Source organism: Actinophytocola sp. (assembly GCF_035942955.1).
GTDB lineage: Bacteria > Actinomycetota > Actinomycetes > Mycobacteriales > Pseudonocardiaceae > DASYTH01.
This window is the reverse complement of record NZ_DASZCQ010000040.1, coordinates 1-15081: the sequence shown is the minus strand read 5'-3', so window position 1 is coordinate 15081 and position 15081 is coordinate 1. Positions and strand designations below refer to the sequence as shown.

Sequence of the window (15081 nt, the reverse complement as noted above, 5' to 3'; positions counted from 1 at the left end):
TGCCTCACGGAGTTGCGTTGTCGAGCATGACGTCGAGAATGTCCTGGGTCTGCGGCCAGATCGGGACCGGCGACGACGCGTAGACGAAGTATTCGTATCCCAGCGCCAGCCAGTAGATCGAACGCACGTGCCGGCGGCCTTCCGAGGTGTCGTACTCGAACTCCCAGTCGACCGCCGAATACCCGCGTACGGTCGTCCGTTCCAGCCGAATGGACACGAACGCGGTCTTGTTCGCCGAGAACTGCTGCTGGTAGTCGACGTGCACGCCGTAGGAATCCGAAACCGAGGTTTCGGAACCGCCGTAACGCAGGAATCGCCCGGTCCCACCGGGATCGTCGGCCTGCATCGCGGCCGGTCCCGGTGCGCGTTTCGTCGGCCAGCCGGCGGGAATATGGGTCGTCATTCCGTTCGGCCCGCTGACCCGCTCGAAGTCGCCGCGCAGGGCCGGGCCGCTCGGCGGCGCCGAACCGGTGGTCGACGGTAGGATCGGTACCGTCTCGGTAATTGTTTCCCGCGGTGCCGGCGCTTGTGCGGTGACCACCGCGAAGGCATCCTGGGGTGGCGTTTCCCGGTCCATTGCGGTCAGCCCGGTAAACACCGCGCCGCACACCACGAGAAGCCCTCCCGCGGCTGCCAATGCAACGAGGGGCGAACTCGGCTGGGTCACGATCTACCACCTAGGTTGTTGCGCCACAAGGATTTACGGGTACCATTCGGCTGCTTGGTTGGAACAGCGGAAGGCAAACCAATGCACCGACAAGGGGCCGATCCCGCCGCCCTGCATCGAATTGCCGTGGACCTGCACGCCGACGCGATCAACGCGTTGAGCGTCACGAGGGACAATGAGCTCGAAATCACCAGCGTGCGGCAGCTGCGCATCCTGGAGGACGCCGCGCGACAAATAGTGTCGATGCGGCTCGACGATGTGAAAATCAACGATGCGGCTGCCTGGATGCTCGAGCGGGCGGCCGCCGCCCGGCGCTGGGCCTGGGTGAACCCGCCGGTCGCCGTGGCACTGGGAATTCTCGCCGTGCTAATAGGAGTCGGGTCGGCGGTGCTCGGTGCGGCAATGGGCAACCTCGTCCCGGCTGTGCTCGGCGCGGTGGCGGGCAGCGCGCTACTGGGAATGGTCGTGCTGAGGCACCGCCGCGAGAGCTGGCGCATCCGCGCGGAGCAAGTCGCGCCAATGATCATGCGGCCCGGACTGTAACATCCGGACGGCATGCGTACGGCCGGCATCACAACCGGAACGATCGCTCCGCCACGGCAAGACGTTTCACTGTCCTGGGCCTCGGTCCCGCGGTCTCGACCGAATTGTTGACAATTCCTGTCGCGGGCTTGCCCGGTTCGACCTCGAACGCCGGGCCGGCCCTCCCTGGCTATCCACTGTGGACAGTGGGTCGACCTGCCCATATGAACGTTACGCGCGGCGCACGGCCTCCTCGGCGACGTGGCAGGCGCTGAACCTGCCGGCGTCACCGGTCTGGCGCGGTGGGGGAGGGTCGTGGCGGCAGCGGGGTTGGGCTAGCCAGCAGCGGAGGTTGGAGTGGCAGCCGGGGGTGGGGTGAGGGGGGAGGGTGGCTCGCCGGTGAGCATGCGGCGGCGGGCGAGCCGGCCGCGGGCGGACCGGTCGGCGGCGGGGACGGCGGAGAGCTAGGGCCTGGGTGTAGGGGTGTGACGGGGTGTCGTGGATGGTGGCGGTGTCGCCGATCCCGGCGATGCGGCCGAGGTACATGCACGGCGCGACCCGGGCACGTCTGGCCAGCAAGTAGGCTGCGAGGATGAGCGTCCGGCGAGTGCTCACCCTGCTCACTACCATCGTCGGCGTGCTGGCGCTGGCCTCTCCCGCGGTGGCCGCCGCCGATCCGGTGTGGCGCCCAGGAACTCCGCCGCTGACCACGCCGTGGACCCATCTTGTGGGACCGGACAACGCGCTGCCGGAGTACCCGCGGCCGCAGCTGGCCCGCCAGCGCTGGCAGAACCTCAACGGGGTGTGGGAGTTCGCCGGCGCGGCCGCGGGCGAGGCGCCGCCGTTCGGGCGCCCGCTGGCCGAGCGCGTGCTGGTGCCGTACCCGATCGAGTCGGCGCTGTCCGGAATCCAGCGGCGCGAGGACCGGATGTGGTACCGCCGCACGTTCCTCGTGCCGCGCCAGTGGCGCGTGGGCCGGGATGCCCGGCTGCGGCTCAACTTCGGCGCCGTCGACTACGACGCGGTGGTGTGGGTCAACGGCCGGCAGGTGACCACCCACCGCGGCGGGTACGACTCGTTCAGTGTGGACGTCACCGACGCGCTCACCCCGACCGGGCCGCAGGAGCTGATCGTCGGGGTCACCGACCTGACCGACGCCACCTGGCAGCCGATCGGCAAGCAGCGCAACGTTCCCGACCGCGGGATCTTCTACACGTCCAGCTCCGGGATCTGGCAGACCGTGTGGCTGGAACCGGTGGCGCCGGCCAACATCACCGCGCTGGACCAGACCCCGGACGTGGCCGGCGCCGCGCTGGGGCTGACCGTGCGCACCAGCGGCGACACCGCCGGCCTGACCGTGGAGGCGATCGCGTTCGACGGCAGCCGGGCCGTCGGCCGGGTCACCGGCGCGCCGGGCGCGCGGCTGCGGGTTCCGGTGCCCGACGCCAAGCTGTGGTCGCCGGATTCCCCGTTCCTGTACGACCTTCGGGTGCGCCTGCTGCGCGGCGGCCGGGTCGTCGACGAGGTCGGCTCCTACTTCGGCATGCGGGCGATCGGCACCGCGCGCGGCGCCGACGGCCGGCTCCGGATGACGCTCAACGGCCGGATCCTGTTCCATATGTCCACATTGGACCAAGGGTTCTGGCCGGACGGCATCCACACCGCCCCCACCGACGAGGCGCTGCGGTTCGACCTCGAGCAGCACAAGGTGCTCGGCTTCAACACCGTGCGCAAGCACATCAAGGTAGAGCCGGACCGCTGGTACTACCACGCCGACCGGCTTGGCCTGCTGGTGTGGCAGGACATGCCGGCCATGCGGCTGTCCGACCAGCCCCCGCCGCCGGACGCCCGCGCGCAGTTCGAGCGCGAGCTGCGCACCATGGTGGACAAGCACTCCGGCTTCCCGTCGATCGTGGTCTGGGTGCCGTTCAACGAGGGCTGGGGCGAGTGGGACCGCGCCGAGACCGGGCGCATCGCCGACGAGGTCAAGGCCGCCGATCCGAGCCGGCTGGTCGACGCGCACAGCGGCGTCAACTGCTGTCTGTCCAAAGGCGACTCGGGGCGCGGCGACATCCTCGACCACCACCAGTACGTCGGGCCCGCGTCGCCCGTGCCAACCGCCACCCGGGTCTCCGCGGACGGCGAGCACGGCGGCCTCGGCCTCGAGGTCGACGGCCACATGTGGTTCGGCGAGGGGCATGCCTACGAGATGGCGCCCGACCCGGCCACGCTGACCCGCCGCTACGTGGAGAACCAGCGCGACGTGCTGACCACCGCGCAGCGCTGCGGGATCAGCGCCGCGGTCTACACCCAGATCACCGACGTCGAGCATGAGGTCAACGGCTTCTTCACCTACGACCGCCAGGTCCGCAAGCTGGACTTCGACCAGGTCCGCGCCGTCAATGAGGCGATCATCCGGAGCGCGGACGGATCGGGCGGCGGCCCGGCGCCCGGCCCCGGCACGCCGGGCGCCGACGGGATCGCCTACTACCCGTTCAGCGAGGGCGCCGGCACGGTCACCGCGGACGCCGTCGGCGACCACGACGCCACCCTGACCGGCGGGGCGAGCTGGACCGAGGGCCATCCCGGGCCCGGGATCCAGTTCAACGGCAGCACGTCCACAGTGGACACCGGAGCCGGGATCCTCGACACCGCGGGCAACTACACCGTGGCCGCCTGGGTGAAGCTGGACAGCCTCGGCGGGTTCGCCACGGCGGTGAGCCGGGACGGGCCGGCGAACAGCGCGTTCTTCCTGCAGTACTCCGGCGCCGACAACCGGTTCGCGTTCAGCTTCACCGGCGTGCGGGCGCTGGCCCCGGCCGCTCCGGAGACCGGCCGCTGGTACCACCTCGTCGGCGTGCGGGACGTCGCGGCCGGCTCACTCACCCTCTACGTCGACGGCCAGCCGGCCGGCGCCGCCAACGCCTGCGACGGCGACCCCGGCACCGGCAACACGGTGATCGGCCGGGCGAAGTTCGCCGGAAACCCGGTGGACTTCTGGCGCGGCGCCATCGACCAGGTGCACCTGTTCGACCGCGCGCTGCCCGCCGCCGAGGTCGCCGCGCTGTACGCATCCGGCCGCTGACCTGCGAGTAGCCGCCTGAGGTGTACGGCCGGCCGGACGGGATACCCGGCAGGTATGACGGACACCGCTGAGTTGAGCGAGTTCGTGCTCGCCCGGCTGGACGAGGACGAGCAACGGTTCAAGGACGGGGAGCTGCCGCACCTCGACGAGGCCGAGCGACGCGGCCGGATCCGGATCATGCGCACCGACGACGGCCGCGGGCTCCTGCTCGCCGCCGACCCGGTCCCGGCGCGGGAAGAGCGCGCTCCCGTCCCGTTCCCGGAGAAGGTCTCCTTCCTGCGCCACGAGGCGCAGGTCGAGCAGGACGCGGACATGCTCGGCCTGGTCGCCTCGGTGTATGACACCCATCCCGACTGGCGGGAAGAGTGGCGGGCGTAAGTCCGCAATGGACACATCGGTGAGTGGCTGGGGCCGGTCGGCGCTCACCGCGATGCGCGGGTGGCCGCGCCGGACGTGATCGTGCCGCGCGCCAGCATGCCGAGCTCGGCCAGCAGGCCGGCGGACATGGCCAGGCAGGCGACCGTCACGCCGGGCAGCGCCGTGCGGCTGAGCGCACCGACGAAGCCGGTGAGCGCGATCAGGTGGACGCCGGCGGCGGCCACCAGCGACCGGGTTCGGTGCCGGGCCATCACCGAGCCGCGCAGGTGGGCCCGGAGCACCCACAGCACCGGCACGGGCAGCAGCAGCGGCGCCGCCCGCAACCCGAGGTCGGCCGGTCCGGACGGGACGGCGAGCAGCCCGGTCAGGTAGTGCCGGGCCAGGCCGCTCCACACCACCACGGCGAACAGCCCGGCGAACCCGGTGATCAACAACAGGGTGAGCCGGCGCGGACCCCGGTCGCCGGGATTGGCGCGCCGCGCCCTGGCGGACACCGACTCCCAGTCGCTGGCCGGTGAGCAGAACAGCATGGCCAGCTCGTAGAGCGCCGGCCAGACCACGAGGGACGGTCCGGCCTGCGCCGAGTGCGCGATGCCGACGGTGGTGACCAGCATCGGCACCATGAACAGCAGCCGCGCCGTGGACAGGTGCGCGTGCTGGCGAACCAGCGCACGGCGTGGCTCGGCGCGGGGCGCCGGATCCGGCGCCGGCAGCCGGCGCACCGCGACGGCAAGCACCGCGGTCTCGATGAGCGCCCCGGCCGACAGGGCCGCCCCGCCGACCGCGGCGCCGGACGCCGGGAACACGCCGACACCCACCCAGGCCAGCGCCCCCGAACCGGCGATCCTGACGATCCCCGCCGGCACGATCATGCCGGTGCGGGCCGCGCCGATCAGCCGGCCGTGCAGGTAGCGGCGCAGCGCGACGCCGACCGAGTTGGGCACGAGGCCGAGCAGGCCGGCACGCACCGCGCCGGTGAGATCCGGCTGCCCGCCGACCATGATCGCGGCCACCGGGAGCGCGGCCGCCGCCAGCAGGATCAGGGCGCCGAGGCAGCCGATCAGCACGGCGTAGCGCCACAGCCGCGGCAGCGGATGGCGGTCCTGTTCGGTCACCACCAACGGCGTGACGGCCAGCGCCGGCGTGTTGACCACGACCAGCACGGCGAGGCAGACGCCGAGCGCGGCCAGTTCGCGCGCGCCGTTCGCCGACCGGGACGCCGCGGCGTACACCAGTGGTATCTCCACCACCAGCGTGGAGGCGCCGAACGCGGTCGGCGACCAGGCGCGCAACAGGGACCGGACCGCGGTGCTCACGCGCCCGATTACCCAAGATCGGCGCCGGCACGCGGCGATCGCACCGTCCTTACTCGCCGATCGGGTTGATCCGCAGGTCGTAGCCGGCGTACAGCTCGGGCAGCACGGTCGCCACCGCCAGGCCGCCGGGCGTGGTCGGGGTGGGCCGGGCCAACGCGATCACGTGCGCCACGTCGAGGGAGACCTGCGGCGCGCGCTGGCGCAGGTCGAGCACGTCGGCGTAGGTCAGCTCGAGCGGTTCGATGGCCGGTAATCGGCCGATGTGCTTGGCGATGCCGGGACAGATGCGGTCGGCGGCGTCCAGGCAGGTCACCGGCGCGTAGAGCTTCTGCCTCAGGTTCGGGGCGGAGGCGATGATCGCCGACATGCTCCGGCTCGAGGCGAGTGCCGCTAGGGCGGTCGTGTCCAGCAGGAGGCCGCCTGGTGTGGACGTGGTCACGAGCTGGCTCGCCCCCGGCGGGAGTGCTTGGTGGGCTCGCGGGTCAGCCATGCCTCCGCGGCCGCCCGCTCCTCCGGCGTGGCAACGAACCCGAACTGCTCGTGCAGGTACTCCTCGGTCTGCGCGGCGATCTCCGCCCACTCGGCGCGGGTGCGTTGGGCGCCGACCAGCCTGGCGACGTAGCGGCCGATCGTGGTGCCGTTCTCAGCCGCCAGCTGGGTCAGCCGAGCATGGGTCTGCTCGTCAACTTTGATCATCTTCGCGGCCACACGGAGACGGTACACCATCGGTAAACCAGCCGCCCGTCGAGTCCGCGCTCGGTTGGGTGATCAGGCCACGGTGCAGGGGGTTCCGTTGAGGGTGAAGGAGGTGGGTTTGGCGGTGTTGCCGGTGTGGGTGGCTTGGAAGCCGAAGCCGCTGACGGTGCCGCCGTTGGGGTTGATCATTGCGTTGAAGCTGGTGTTGCGGGCGGTGATGTGGCCTGTGGTGGGGGTGTAGGTGGCGTTCCAGCCGGAGGTGATGGTTTGGCCGGTGGGCAGGGTGAAGGTCAGTGTCCAGCCGTTGATGGGGGTGGTGCTGGTGTTGGTGAGGGTGAAGGTGGATGTCAGGCCGGTGTTCCAGGCGTTGAGGTCGTCGCGGACGGTGCAGCCACCCGGCGGCGGGTTACCGGTCGTCGTCGTGGTGGTCGTGGTCGAGGTCGGCGGGATGGAGGTGCTCAGGCCGAAGAAGTCGATGGCCATCCTGGCCTGGCCGCCGAGCGGCAGGTTGTGCCCGACGTTCTCCAGCCTGATCGCCTCGACCGGCGCCTGGACGCCGGTGCCGCCGTAGCGGGTGCGGGTCCAGCCGGACTGCGGGGTGTCGGTGAACGACGGGGTCTGGCTGACACCGAGCACGTTGGTCCACTGCTTGAGCTGCTCGCCGAAGTTGGGGAAGCGCAGGGTGGTGTCCGCGGTGCCGTGCCAGATTTGCATGCGCGGGCGCGGTCCGGTGTAGCCGGGGTTCATCGCGCGGGCGGCGTCGCCCCACTGCTGCGCGGTCCGGATGATGGTGCCGTTGGCGCAGTCGCTGTTCCACTCGTTCGGCGGGGTGGTGGCGAAGCAGGTGGCCGGCACGCCCATGAACGCCGCGCCCGCCTTGAACACGTCCGGGTAGTCGCCGAGCAGGACGTTGGTCATCATGGCGCCGGAGGACGCGCCGGTGACGTACACCCGGTTCGGGTCGCCGTTGCGGTTGGCCACCGTCCAGTCGATCATCGACTTGATGCCCACCGGGTCGCTGCCTCCATTGCGGCGCAACGCTTGTGCGGTGTACACGTCGAAGCACCGGCTGCTCCGGGTGGCGGTCGGGTAGATCACGATGAAGCCGAACTGGTCGGCCAGCCGGGCGAACTCGGTTCCGCTGAAGAAGACCGGACCGGATCCGGTGCAGTAGTGCACGGCCACCAGGATGGGCGCCCGCGGCGTCACCACCCGGTCCGGCACGTAGATGTGCATCTGCAGACCGCTCGGGTTGTTGCCGAAGTTGGTGACCTGGACCAGCGACGCGGCCGCGGCCGGTGGGGGCGCCAGCGCGGTCAGGGTGACGCCGATCAGCAGCGCGACCGCCCCCAGGCAGGCTAGGACTGCTTTCCTCATCATTGAGATCTCCCTCGAGCAGGACAAGGGTCTGAAACAGTTCGCATTGTGTTCCGGAACGTTTCAGAAAGCAACCGGCAGCTCACGAGCGGTAGTTCGCCGCGACAAGAGGTCGACCAGCGGCCAACCGCTTGACCCCATTGGCGAGGCAACCCTACGGTCGATGAAAACTATCGGCACCACTCCGAAACTTTCGGATGGCGGCCGGCGGTGCGGATCTCATGGAGGCAGCCCATGAGCGGACGATCATCCATTCTCGGCCTGGCCATCGTGGGAGTCCTCACGGCGGCCCTGCTCACCACGTCGCATGTGATCGGAACCCTCGGCGCCGGCACCTCCGGGCCGACCGGCGTCGAGATCGCCCCGGACGTCCGCACCGGACACTGGGTCAACACCTGGACGGCCATGCCGCAGCTGACCGAGCCGGGCAACATGCCGCCCCCGCCGTTCACCGGGGACAATGTGGTGCTGGCCGACAGCACGCTGCGGCAGACCATCCGCGTGTCGCTCGGCGGGCCCGTGCTGCGGCTGCGCTTCTCCAACGCCTTCGGCGGCGCGGCGCTGCCGATCACCGCGGTCACGGTCGCGCTCCCGGCCGGCGGGCAGGCCGGCGTCAGCGCGATCGAGGCCGGCACCGCGCGCCCGGTCACCTTCTCCGGCCGGTCCTCGGTGGTCATCCCGGTCGGGGCGCAGATGGTGTCCGACCCGCTCACCTTCCCCGTTGCGGCCCGCGCCAACCTGACCGTCACCACCTACCTGGCCGAGGGCCAGAGGTCGACCAACATCACTTCGCACCCCGGCTCCCGGACCACCTCCCACCTGCTGGCCGGCAACCACGTCGACGCCGTGGACCTGCCCGGCGCCACCCCCACCAACCACTGGTACTTCCTCAGCGGCGTCGAGGTGCCGGCCAAGCGCACCACGGCCGGCGCCGTCATGCTCGGTGACTCGCTGACCGACGGCCGCGGCTCCACCACCAACGGGAACAACCGCTGGCCCGACCAGCTGCTCGACCGGCTGCAGGCGCACCCGGCCACGGCCGACATCGCCATCCTGAACCAGGCCGCCGGCGGCAACCGGGTGCTCAACGACGGCCTCGGCCCCAACGCGCTGGCCCGGCTCGACCGGGATGTCCTGGCGCAGAGCGGAGTGCAGTGGCTGATCGTCTTCGAAGGCGTCAACGACATCGGCACCGCGCCGGCCACCGAGGCCGCCCAGCGGCAGGTCGCCGAGGACCTGATCGCCGCGTACGAGCAGATCATCGTCCGCACCCACGCCCACGGCATCCGGGTCTACGGCGCCACCCTGCTGCCCTTCGGCGGCAACACCGGCTACGACGACGCCGCCGGGCTCCGCGAGGCCACCCGGCAGACCGTCAACGATTGGATCCGCACCAGCCACCGGTTCGACGCCGTGATCGACTTCGACGCGGTCACCCGCGACCCCGCCAACCCCCGCCAACTCCTTGCCACCGTGGACGAAGGAGACCACCTGCACCTGAACCCGTTCGGCTACAAGGTCCTCGCCGACGCCGTCCCGGCCCACCTGTTCCGGCGGTAACCTCACCCGCCGAACCCAGGCTTGTCGTGCTCGGCGCCGCCGGGCTGGTCGCCGCGATCATGTACAAGGTGGCCAGGCCCGGCCCCGACGGAGTGCTCGGGACCCTGGGCTGGATCGGCCTCGGCGTCACCCCGCTGTTCGTGGTCGCGGTGTGGCTGTCCGGCAAGCGGCCGGAGCATCCGCAGACCCGGCGGCTGCTGCTGCTCGCCGCCACGCTGGCGGTCGGCGCCGGCCTCGAGCAGCCGATCCGAGACACGCTGGCCAGCCGCGGTCCCGGGCACTGGCTCGCGTGGGCGAACCTGTTCGCGCAGTACACCGGGCTGCTGGCGATGATCGCCGCGGTGCTGCTGCTGGCGTCCTACCCGGACGGTGTGGTCGAGCGGCGCTGGCAGCGGGTGGTGCTGCGGCTGACCTGGCTGCACCTGCTGCTGCCGCCGCTGTTGCTGCTGAGCAGCCCGAACCTGGTGATCGACCGGTACCTGTTCGATCCCGCCCCGCAGGTGCCCAGCCCGCTCGCGGTGCCCTGGCTGGACTGGCTCGCGCCGCCGCTGCAGTTCCTCGCCGAGGGGTTCTACGGCGGTTTCGTCGTGGTTCCCGTGCTGTTCGTCCGCTACTTCCAGGCCGGACCCGAGCAGCGGGCGCGGATGCGGCTGCTGGTCTACGTCGCCGGGACGATCATCCCGTTCTACGTCCTGCAGAACGCGCTGGCCAGCGCGGTCGGTCAGCCGTACCCGGTGTGGCTGCGCCTGTTCAACGGGCTGACGATCGTCCTGATGCTGATGATCCCGGCGACCATCGTGATCGGGATCGTCCGGCACCGGCTGTTCGACATCGACCTGGTGGTCCGTCGGTCGGTGGTGTACGGCGTGCTGACGATCGGTATCGCGGTCGTCTACATCGGACTGGCCGCGGCCCCCGGGCTGGCGGTCAGCGACGTGATCCCGGTCCCGCTTGCGGTGCTGGTGGCGGTCGTCGCGGCCGCGGCTTTCCAGCCGCTGCGCCGCCGGCTGGAACGCCTCGCCGACCGGCTGGTGTTCGGTGAGCGGGTGAACCGCTACCAGCTGCTCACCGCGTTCGGCGCGAGCCTCGAGCAGACCGTGGAGCTGCACGACCTGCTGCCTCGCCTGGCCGAGACCGTCCGAATAGGACTGGCCGCCCGGTGGGTGCGGGTGACGCTGCCGGCGGCGAGCGCGGTGGCCGGCGAGCCGTCCGGCGAGCCGACGCTGCGGGTCCCGCTCGAGCGCGGCGGCGAGGTCATCGGCCACATCGAGTGCGCAAAGGACGACGGCTACGCCGGCGAGGACCGCGAGCTGCTGGCCACGCTCGCCGGGCAGGCCGCGACCGCGATCGCCAACCTGCAGCTCACCGCCGCGCTCGCCGAGCGGGTCGACGAGCTGGACCGGTCAAGGGCCCGGATCATCACCGCGCAGGACACCGAGCGGCGGCGCATCGAGCGCAACATCCACGACGGCGCCCAGCAGCAGGTCGTCGCGCTGATCATGAAGCTGCGGCTGGCCCGCAACCAGATCGGCCGCGGCGACCGGTCCGCCGACGAGGTGCTCGACGAGCTGGCCGCCGACGCCCGGGAGCTGCTGGCCGACCTGCGCGAGCTGGCGCACGGCATCCACCCGCCGGTACTCAGCGACCAGGGCCTGGTGGCCGCCGTGGCGGCGCGCGCCGACCGGCTGCCGCTGGAGGTGCTGGTCCGCGCCGACTCCACGGTGGACGAACGGCGGCTGGGTGCCGAGGTGGAGGGCGCCGCGTACTTCGTCATCTGCGAGGCGCTGACCAACGTCGTCAAGCATTCCGCCGCCCGCACCGCGGAGGTCGATTTGTCCACACAGGACGGACAACTGGTGGTACACGTGCACGACGACGGCGTCGGCCTCGCCACGACCACGACCGCGACCAACGGCCACGGGCTGACCAACCTGCGGGACCGGGTGGAGGCGCTCGGTGGCAGGCTGCGGGTGAACAGCGAACCCGGCGCGGGCACCAGCGTGCACGCCGAGCTACCGGTGAGAGCCGAGCATGGCTGACCGACTCCGCGTGGTGATCGCCGAGGACAACTACCTCGTCCGCGAGGGCACCCGCCGGCTGCTCGAGGACTCCGGCGAGGTCGACGTGCTGGCCGCGGTCGGCAACGCCGAGGAGCTGTGCGACGCCGTGCGTCGGCTGCGGCCCGACGCCGTGCTCACCGACATCCGGATGCCGCCCGGCCACCACATGGAGGGCATCGACGCCGCGCACGCGATCCACGCCGAGCACCCCGGCGTCGGGGTGGCCGTGCTGTCCCAGCACACCGACGAGAGCTACGCGTTCGCCTTGCTGCGCAACGGAACCGCCGGACTGGCCTACCTGCTCAAGGATCGGCTCGGCGACCTTGAGGACCTGATCCGCGCGCTGCGCGAGGTAGCCAGGGGCGGCTCGGTGATCGACCCGCTCGTGGTCGAGGCGCTCGTCGCCCGCCGCACCCGCGGCGCCCACTCCCCGCTGGCCGCGCTGACCTCCCGCGAGCTCGACGTGCTGCGCGAGATGGCCCAGGGCAAGACCAACGCCGGCGTCGAGCAGGCGCTGAACCTGTCCGCCTCGACGGTGGAGAAGCACGTCAACTCCATCTTCGGCAAGCTGGGCCTGGCCGACGAGCCCGTGCACCGTCGGGTCGCCGCGGTGCTGGCCTTTCTGCGCGAACGCCCCGGCACTACCGCCGAGTGATGATCTCGCGCGCCAGGTCGACGATGGGCCGGATGCCGGTGTCGTAGTTGCTGAGGATCACCACGGTCCAGCCCTCCTCAAGAAACACGTCGAGGTTGTTCGCCCGGCCGGGGCCGCTGCCGGAATGCCCGACGACGCGGTGGTGAGTCACGATGCCGTCCACGTGGCCGTAGCCGTAGAACACGATCTGGCCCGGTGTGGCCGGCACGGCGGGGGACGAGCCGACGACCACCTTGCCGCTCGTGAGGGCGTGGGTGAACGCGGGGCTCAACAACTTTCCGCCGTGCAGCGCGGTGGCGAAGCGGAGCAGATCCGGCGCCGAGGCGAACGCCCCACCGGCGGGACTGCCGATGAACGGGAAGAACGGCGTCGTGACGAAGTCGGCACGGTCGCCGGCGGGTTGGGTCGCGTACTCGCGGGCGATGCCGCCGGCGGCGAGGACCTGGGGCTTGGTGAAGAAGTCCGCTCCGGTCATGCCGGCCGGGCCGAAGATGTGCCGGCGCACGTAGTCGTAATAGGACAGTCCGGAGACCGCGGCCACGATCGCGCCGACCACGACGTAGGCGTCGTTGCTGTAGTCGAAGCGCGAGCCCGGGGTGAACCGCAACGGCCGCGTGCGCAGGTACGCCAGGGTGCCGTTCCAGACCTCGTCGACGGTGTCCCACTCGAACTGGTCCGGTGGCCGCTCGGTGGTGAGCGCCGGCCGGCCGACGCCCGAGGTGTGGGTGAGCAGTTGGTGGACCGTGGCCTGGGCCACGTCCGCCGGGAACCCGTCGAGGTAAGTGCCGAGCGGCTCGTGGAAGGCGACCCGGCCCTGCTGGGCGAGCTGCCCGATCGCCACGGCGGTGAGGCATTTGGTCACCGAGGCGAGGTCGAAGGCGGTGTCCGGCCGGTTGGCCACGGCCCGGTCCCGGTTGGCCATCCCGTGGGATCGGGCCAGCACCGGCCGGCCCCGGTGGGCCAGCAGGACGGTTCCGGAGAACTGGTCGGCCGCGGCCCGCCGCGCGACGAAACGGTCGAACCGGCCATCGGGCAACAGGTCCCGGGGAATACGGCCGGCCGAGGCGGGTTCGGCGGCGGCGAGCAACCCGCCCGCGGCGACGGGTGCGGTGCCGAGCAGGCCGAGCGTCGACCGTCGCGATCGGACTGTCATCGATCTCTCCTCACGTGGTCAGCGACTCGTAGACGGCCGTGACGATCTCGCCCTGCGCGGCGCCGGCGCGTGCCTGCACCGCGAAGGCCTCGTCGAGGGATCGGACGGCCTGGTTCATGAACTCCGCGAACACGACCAGCGTCCCGCCCGGCAGGACGATGTACCCGGCCATCGCCTTGTGCACGGCGGCGCCGCTCGCGGCGGTCCCGGTCTTGGCGAAGACCCGGCCGGCGGCGGGCGAGTCGGGCTCGACGTCGGTCAGCGTGCCGTCCCGACCCATGATCGCCATCGACCGGCGATAGTCGGGGAAGTACCGCTGCCGCGCCATGTGGCGCAGGAACTGGACGAAGAAGTCCGAGGTGTGGCCGCCGTTGGACGGATCGTCCGGGTCGAGGCCGGCCCGCTCGATCAGCGCCCGCTGGAACCCTTCGCCGGTCGCCTTGGCGGTGTGCGGGTCGCGACCGGCGATCGCGCCCACCAGGTAGGGAAAGTAGACGGTGTGCACATTGGAGCTGAGCTTGAGCATGACCTTGACCTGCTCCGAGAGCGGCGGCGAGACCTGCTCGGCCAGCCTGTTCCGCCGCTGGTCCGTTGTGGACAATTGGTCGTCCGCGACGTCGACGCCTTCCTCGCGCAGTGCCTGCGTGAAGGCGATCTCGGCGAAGCGGACCGGATCGGGAACGTAGTACGGGCGCAGCACGGGTTGTCCGCCCAGCGGGACGTCGCCGGTGAGCCGCACGGTGTGCGTACCGTCCGGGTTGGCCGACACCGTGGTGAAGGTCAGGGGCCGGGCCCGCTGGCCGGTCGGGATCGTCGTGACGTCGTTGAGCACATCCACGTACTCGGTGCGCGGCGACACGAGCAGCCCGGCGGGCGCACCGGCCCGGCCGCCCGGGGTCACCACGACGTCGACGATGTTGTCGTTGAGCATCATGGGGGACACCGGGATCGGCGTGAATCCGTTGGCGATCTCCTCCCGGCCCTGACGGAACAGCGAGGCGTCCACCAGCACCCGCCCCGCGACGCGCCGGACTCCGCGGCGGGCCACCTGGCGGGCGAGCTCCCGGAGTTGCCGCAGCGCATCTCCGGGTATCGGGCCCGTGGCGGTTCCGTAGGAGTGGTCCGGGTTCGGCAGGGCGATCGTGCCGTCCGGCCGGATCCGGGGACCGAGCAGCAGATCCCCGCCGGCCACCAGGATCAGGTGTCCATTGAGGACTCCACGGCTGACCGGGCCGGTGCGGTGCACCCGGGTGCGGAACCGGTAGCCGGGGCCGAGGGCGGAGAATGCCGATCCCGCGATGAAGACCTTGATGGCCGACGCGGCGACGAACCGGTGGTCCGGGTTCAGCGCGTACACCGGCTCGTCGGTGTCGTGTACATGGAACCGCATTCCCCAGCGCGAGCCGGCGAACTCGGGCCGGCCGGTGATTTCCTGAATCCGGGCGTCCAGCCCGGGTTCGGCGCGGGCCGTGCCGGCAGCTGACAGTAAGCCGCCGGCGGCGATCGGGGCGGCGCCGAGCATGCCGAGCACGGACCGGCGGGTCGGTTGATGACGCATGGTGGCCAGGTCTACCCGGGGTGTGGTTGCGCCACGGTTACAGCACGCTGTAAC

14 protein-coding genes are annotated in these 15081 nt (G+C 71.3%); 6 read left to right on the top strand and 8 right to left on the bottom strand.

The genetic code is table 11. The features are described 5' to 3' along the window. Positions 1 to 4 precede the first annotated feature (4 nt). Positions 5 to 667 (bottom strand): hypothetical protein, encoded by a 663-nt coding sequence (locus VGX25_RS03455; RefSeq protein WP_326916098.1) that lies wholly within the window; start codon positions 665 to 667, stop codon positions 5 to 7. Between the two features lie 126 nt (positions 668 to 793). On the opposite strand from VGX25_RS03455, the gene VGX25_RS03450 reads away from it, so the two are divergent. Then, positions 794 to 1210, top strand: coding sequence for a hypothetical protein (locus VGX25_RS03450; protein ID WP_326916097.1), 417 nt, complete (start codon positions 794 to 796; stop codon positions 1208 to 1210). 210 nt (positions 1211 to 1420) lie between these two features. Here VGX25_RS03450 and VGX25_RS35595 read toward each other — a convergent pair whose 3' ends face one another. Beyond that, positions 1421 to 1735 carry a hypothetical protein gene (locus tag VGX25_RS35595; protein ID WP_414635709.1) on the bottom strand — a complete coding sequence of 105 codons (315 nt, stop codon included), beginning with the start codon at positions 1733 to 1735 and terminating at the stop codon, positions 1421 to 1423. Positions 1736 to 1781: 46 nt separating this feature from the next. Between VGX25_RS35595 and VGX25_RS03445 the strand changes: the two genes are divergently transcribed. Both VGX25_RS03445 and VGX25_RS03440 read left to right on the top strand, forming a co-directional pair. Further along, positions 1782 to 4274: a LamG-like jellyroll fold domain-containing protein gene (locus VGX25_RS03445; protein WP_326916096.1), complete on the top strand. Its 2493-nt coding sequence runs from the start codon at positions 1782 to 1784 to the stop codon at positions 4272 to 4274. 54 nt (positions 4275 to 4328) lie between these two features. Continuing rightward, on the top strand, positions 4329 to 4652 hold the full coding sequence (locus VGX25_RS03440) for a hypothetical protein (protein ID WP_326916095.1): 324 nt from the start codon (positions 4329 to 4331) through the stop codon (positions 4650 to 4652). Positions 4653 to 4696: 44 nt separating this feature from the next. Here VGX25_RS03440 and VGX25_RS03435 read toward each other — a convergent pair whose 3' ends face one another. The 4 genes from VGX25_RS03435 to VGX25_RS03420 are packed head-to-tail and all read right to left on the bottom strand — an operon-like array spanning position 4697 to position 8044. Then, on the bottom strand, positions 4697 to 5968 hold the full coding sequence (locus VGX25_RS03435) for a hypothetical protein (protein WP_326916094.1): 1272 nt from the start codon (positions 5966 to 5968) through the stop codon (positions 4697 to 4699). 49 nt (positions 5969 to 6017) lie between these two features. Continuing rightward, positions 6018 to 6407, bottom strand: coding sequence for a hypothetical protein (locus tag VGX25_RS03430; RefSeq protein ID WP_326916093.1), 390 nt, complete (start codon positions 6405 to 6407; stop codon positions 6018 to 6020). Further along, positions 6404 to 6676: a hypothetical protein gene (locus tag VGX25_RS03425; RefSeq protein WP_326916092.1), complete on the bottom strand. Its 273-nt coding sequence runs from the start codon at positions 6674 to 6676 to the stop codon at positions 6404 to 6406. The genes VGX25_RS03430 and VGX25_RS03425 overlap by 4 nt, the downstream gene beginning before the upstream one ends. Positions 6677 to 6736: 60 nt before the next feature. Continuing rightward, a complete protein-coding gene (locus tag VGX25_RS03420) occupies positions 6737 to 8044 on the bottom strand; it encodes a PHB depolymerase family esterase (protein WP_326916091.1) in 1308 nt (435 codons plus the stop codon). A gap of 231 nt (positions 8045 to 8275) precedes the next feature. Here VGX25_RS03420 and VGX25_RS03415 point away from each other — a divergent pair, with 231 nt between their 5' ends. Genes VGX25_RS03415 through VGX25_RS03405 form a run of 3 tightly spaced genes read left to right on the top strand, consistent with a single transcriptional unit; the run spans position 8276 to position 12316 of the window. After that, a complete protein-coding gene (locus VGX25_RS03415; RefSeq protein WP_326916090.1) occupies positions 8276 to 9601 on the top strand; it encodes an SGNH/GDSL hydrolase family protein in 1326 nt (441 codons plus the stop codon). Positions 9602 to 9627: 26 nt separating this feature from the next. Beyond that, a complete protein-coding gene (locus tag VGX25_RS03410; RefSeq protein WP_326916089.1) occupies positions 9628 to 11640 on the top strand; it encodes a GAF domain-containing sensor histidine kinase in 2013 nt (670 codons plus the stop codon). After that, positions 11633 to 12316 (top strand): response regulator transcription factor, encoded by a 684-nt coding sequence (locus VGX25_RS03405; protein WP_326916088.1) that lies wholly within the window; start codon positions 11633 to 11635, stop codon positions 12314 to 12316. Before VGX25_RS03410 ends, VGX25_RS03405 begins: the two co-directional genes overlap by 8 nt. On the opposite strand, the gene VGX25_RS03400 is transcribed toward VGX25_RS03405, so the two are convergent. After that, complete coding sequence (locus tag VGX25_RS03400) at positions 12303 to 13469, bottom strand: serine hydrolase domain-containing protein (protein ID WP_326916087.1); 1167 nt, start codon at positions 13467 to 13469, stop codon at positions 12303 to 12305. The genes VGX25_RS03405 and VGX25_RS03400 overlap by 14 nt on opposite strands. Before the next feature lie 10 nt (positions 13470 to 13479). After that, positions 13480 to 15027, bottom strand: coding sequence for a D-alanyl-D-alanine carboxypeptidase/D-alanyl-D-alanine endopeptidase (dacB, locus tag VGX25_RS03395; RefSeq protein ID WP_326916086.1), 1548 nt, complete (start codon positions 15025 to 15027; stop codon positions 13480 to 13482). Between the last annotated feature and the right edge of the window lie 54 nt (positions 15028 to 15081).

What these genes read in the sequence shown, in the direction of transcription:
- VGX25_RS03445 (WP_326916096.1), top strand. Translation starts at nt 1,782, where the DNA reads ATGAGCGTCCGGCGAGTGCTCACCCTGCTCACTACCATCGTCGGCGTG.
- VGX25_RS03415 (WP_326916090.1), top strand. Translation starts at nt 8,276, where the DNA reads ATGAGCGGACGATCATCCATTCTCGGCCTGGCCATCGTGGGAGTCCTC.
- dacB (WP_326916086.1), bottom strand. Translation starts at nt 15,027, where the DNA reads ATGCGTCATCAACCGACCCGCCGGTCCGTGCTCGGCATGCTCGGCGCC.
- VGX25_RS03400 (WP_326916087.1), bottom strand. Translation starts at nt 13,469, where the DNA reads ATGACAGTCCGATCGCGACGGTCGACGCTCGGCCTGCTCGGCACCGCA.
- VGX25_RS03440 (WP_326916095.1), top strand. Translation starts at nt 4,329, where the DNA reads ATGACGGACACCGCTGAGTTGAGCGAGTTCGTGCTCGCCCGGCTGGAC.
- VGX25_RS35595 (WP_414635709.1), bottom strand. Translation starts at nt 1,735, where the DNA reads ATGTACCTCGGCCGCATCGCCGGGATCGGCGACACCGCCACCATCCAC.
- VGX25_RS03405 (WP_326916088.1), top strand. Translation starts at nt 11,633, where the DNA reads ATGGCTGACCGACTCCGCGTGGTGATCGCCGAGGACAACTACCTCGTC.
- VGX25_RS03420 (WP_326916091.1), bottom strand. Translation starts at nt 8,044, where the DNA reads ATGATGAGGAAAGCAGTCCTAGCCTGCCTGGGGGCGGTCGCGCTGCTG.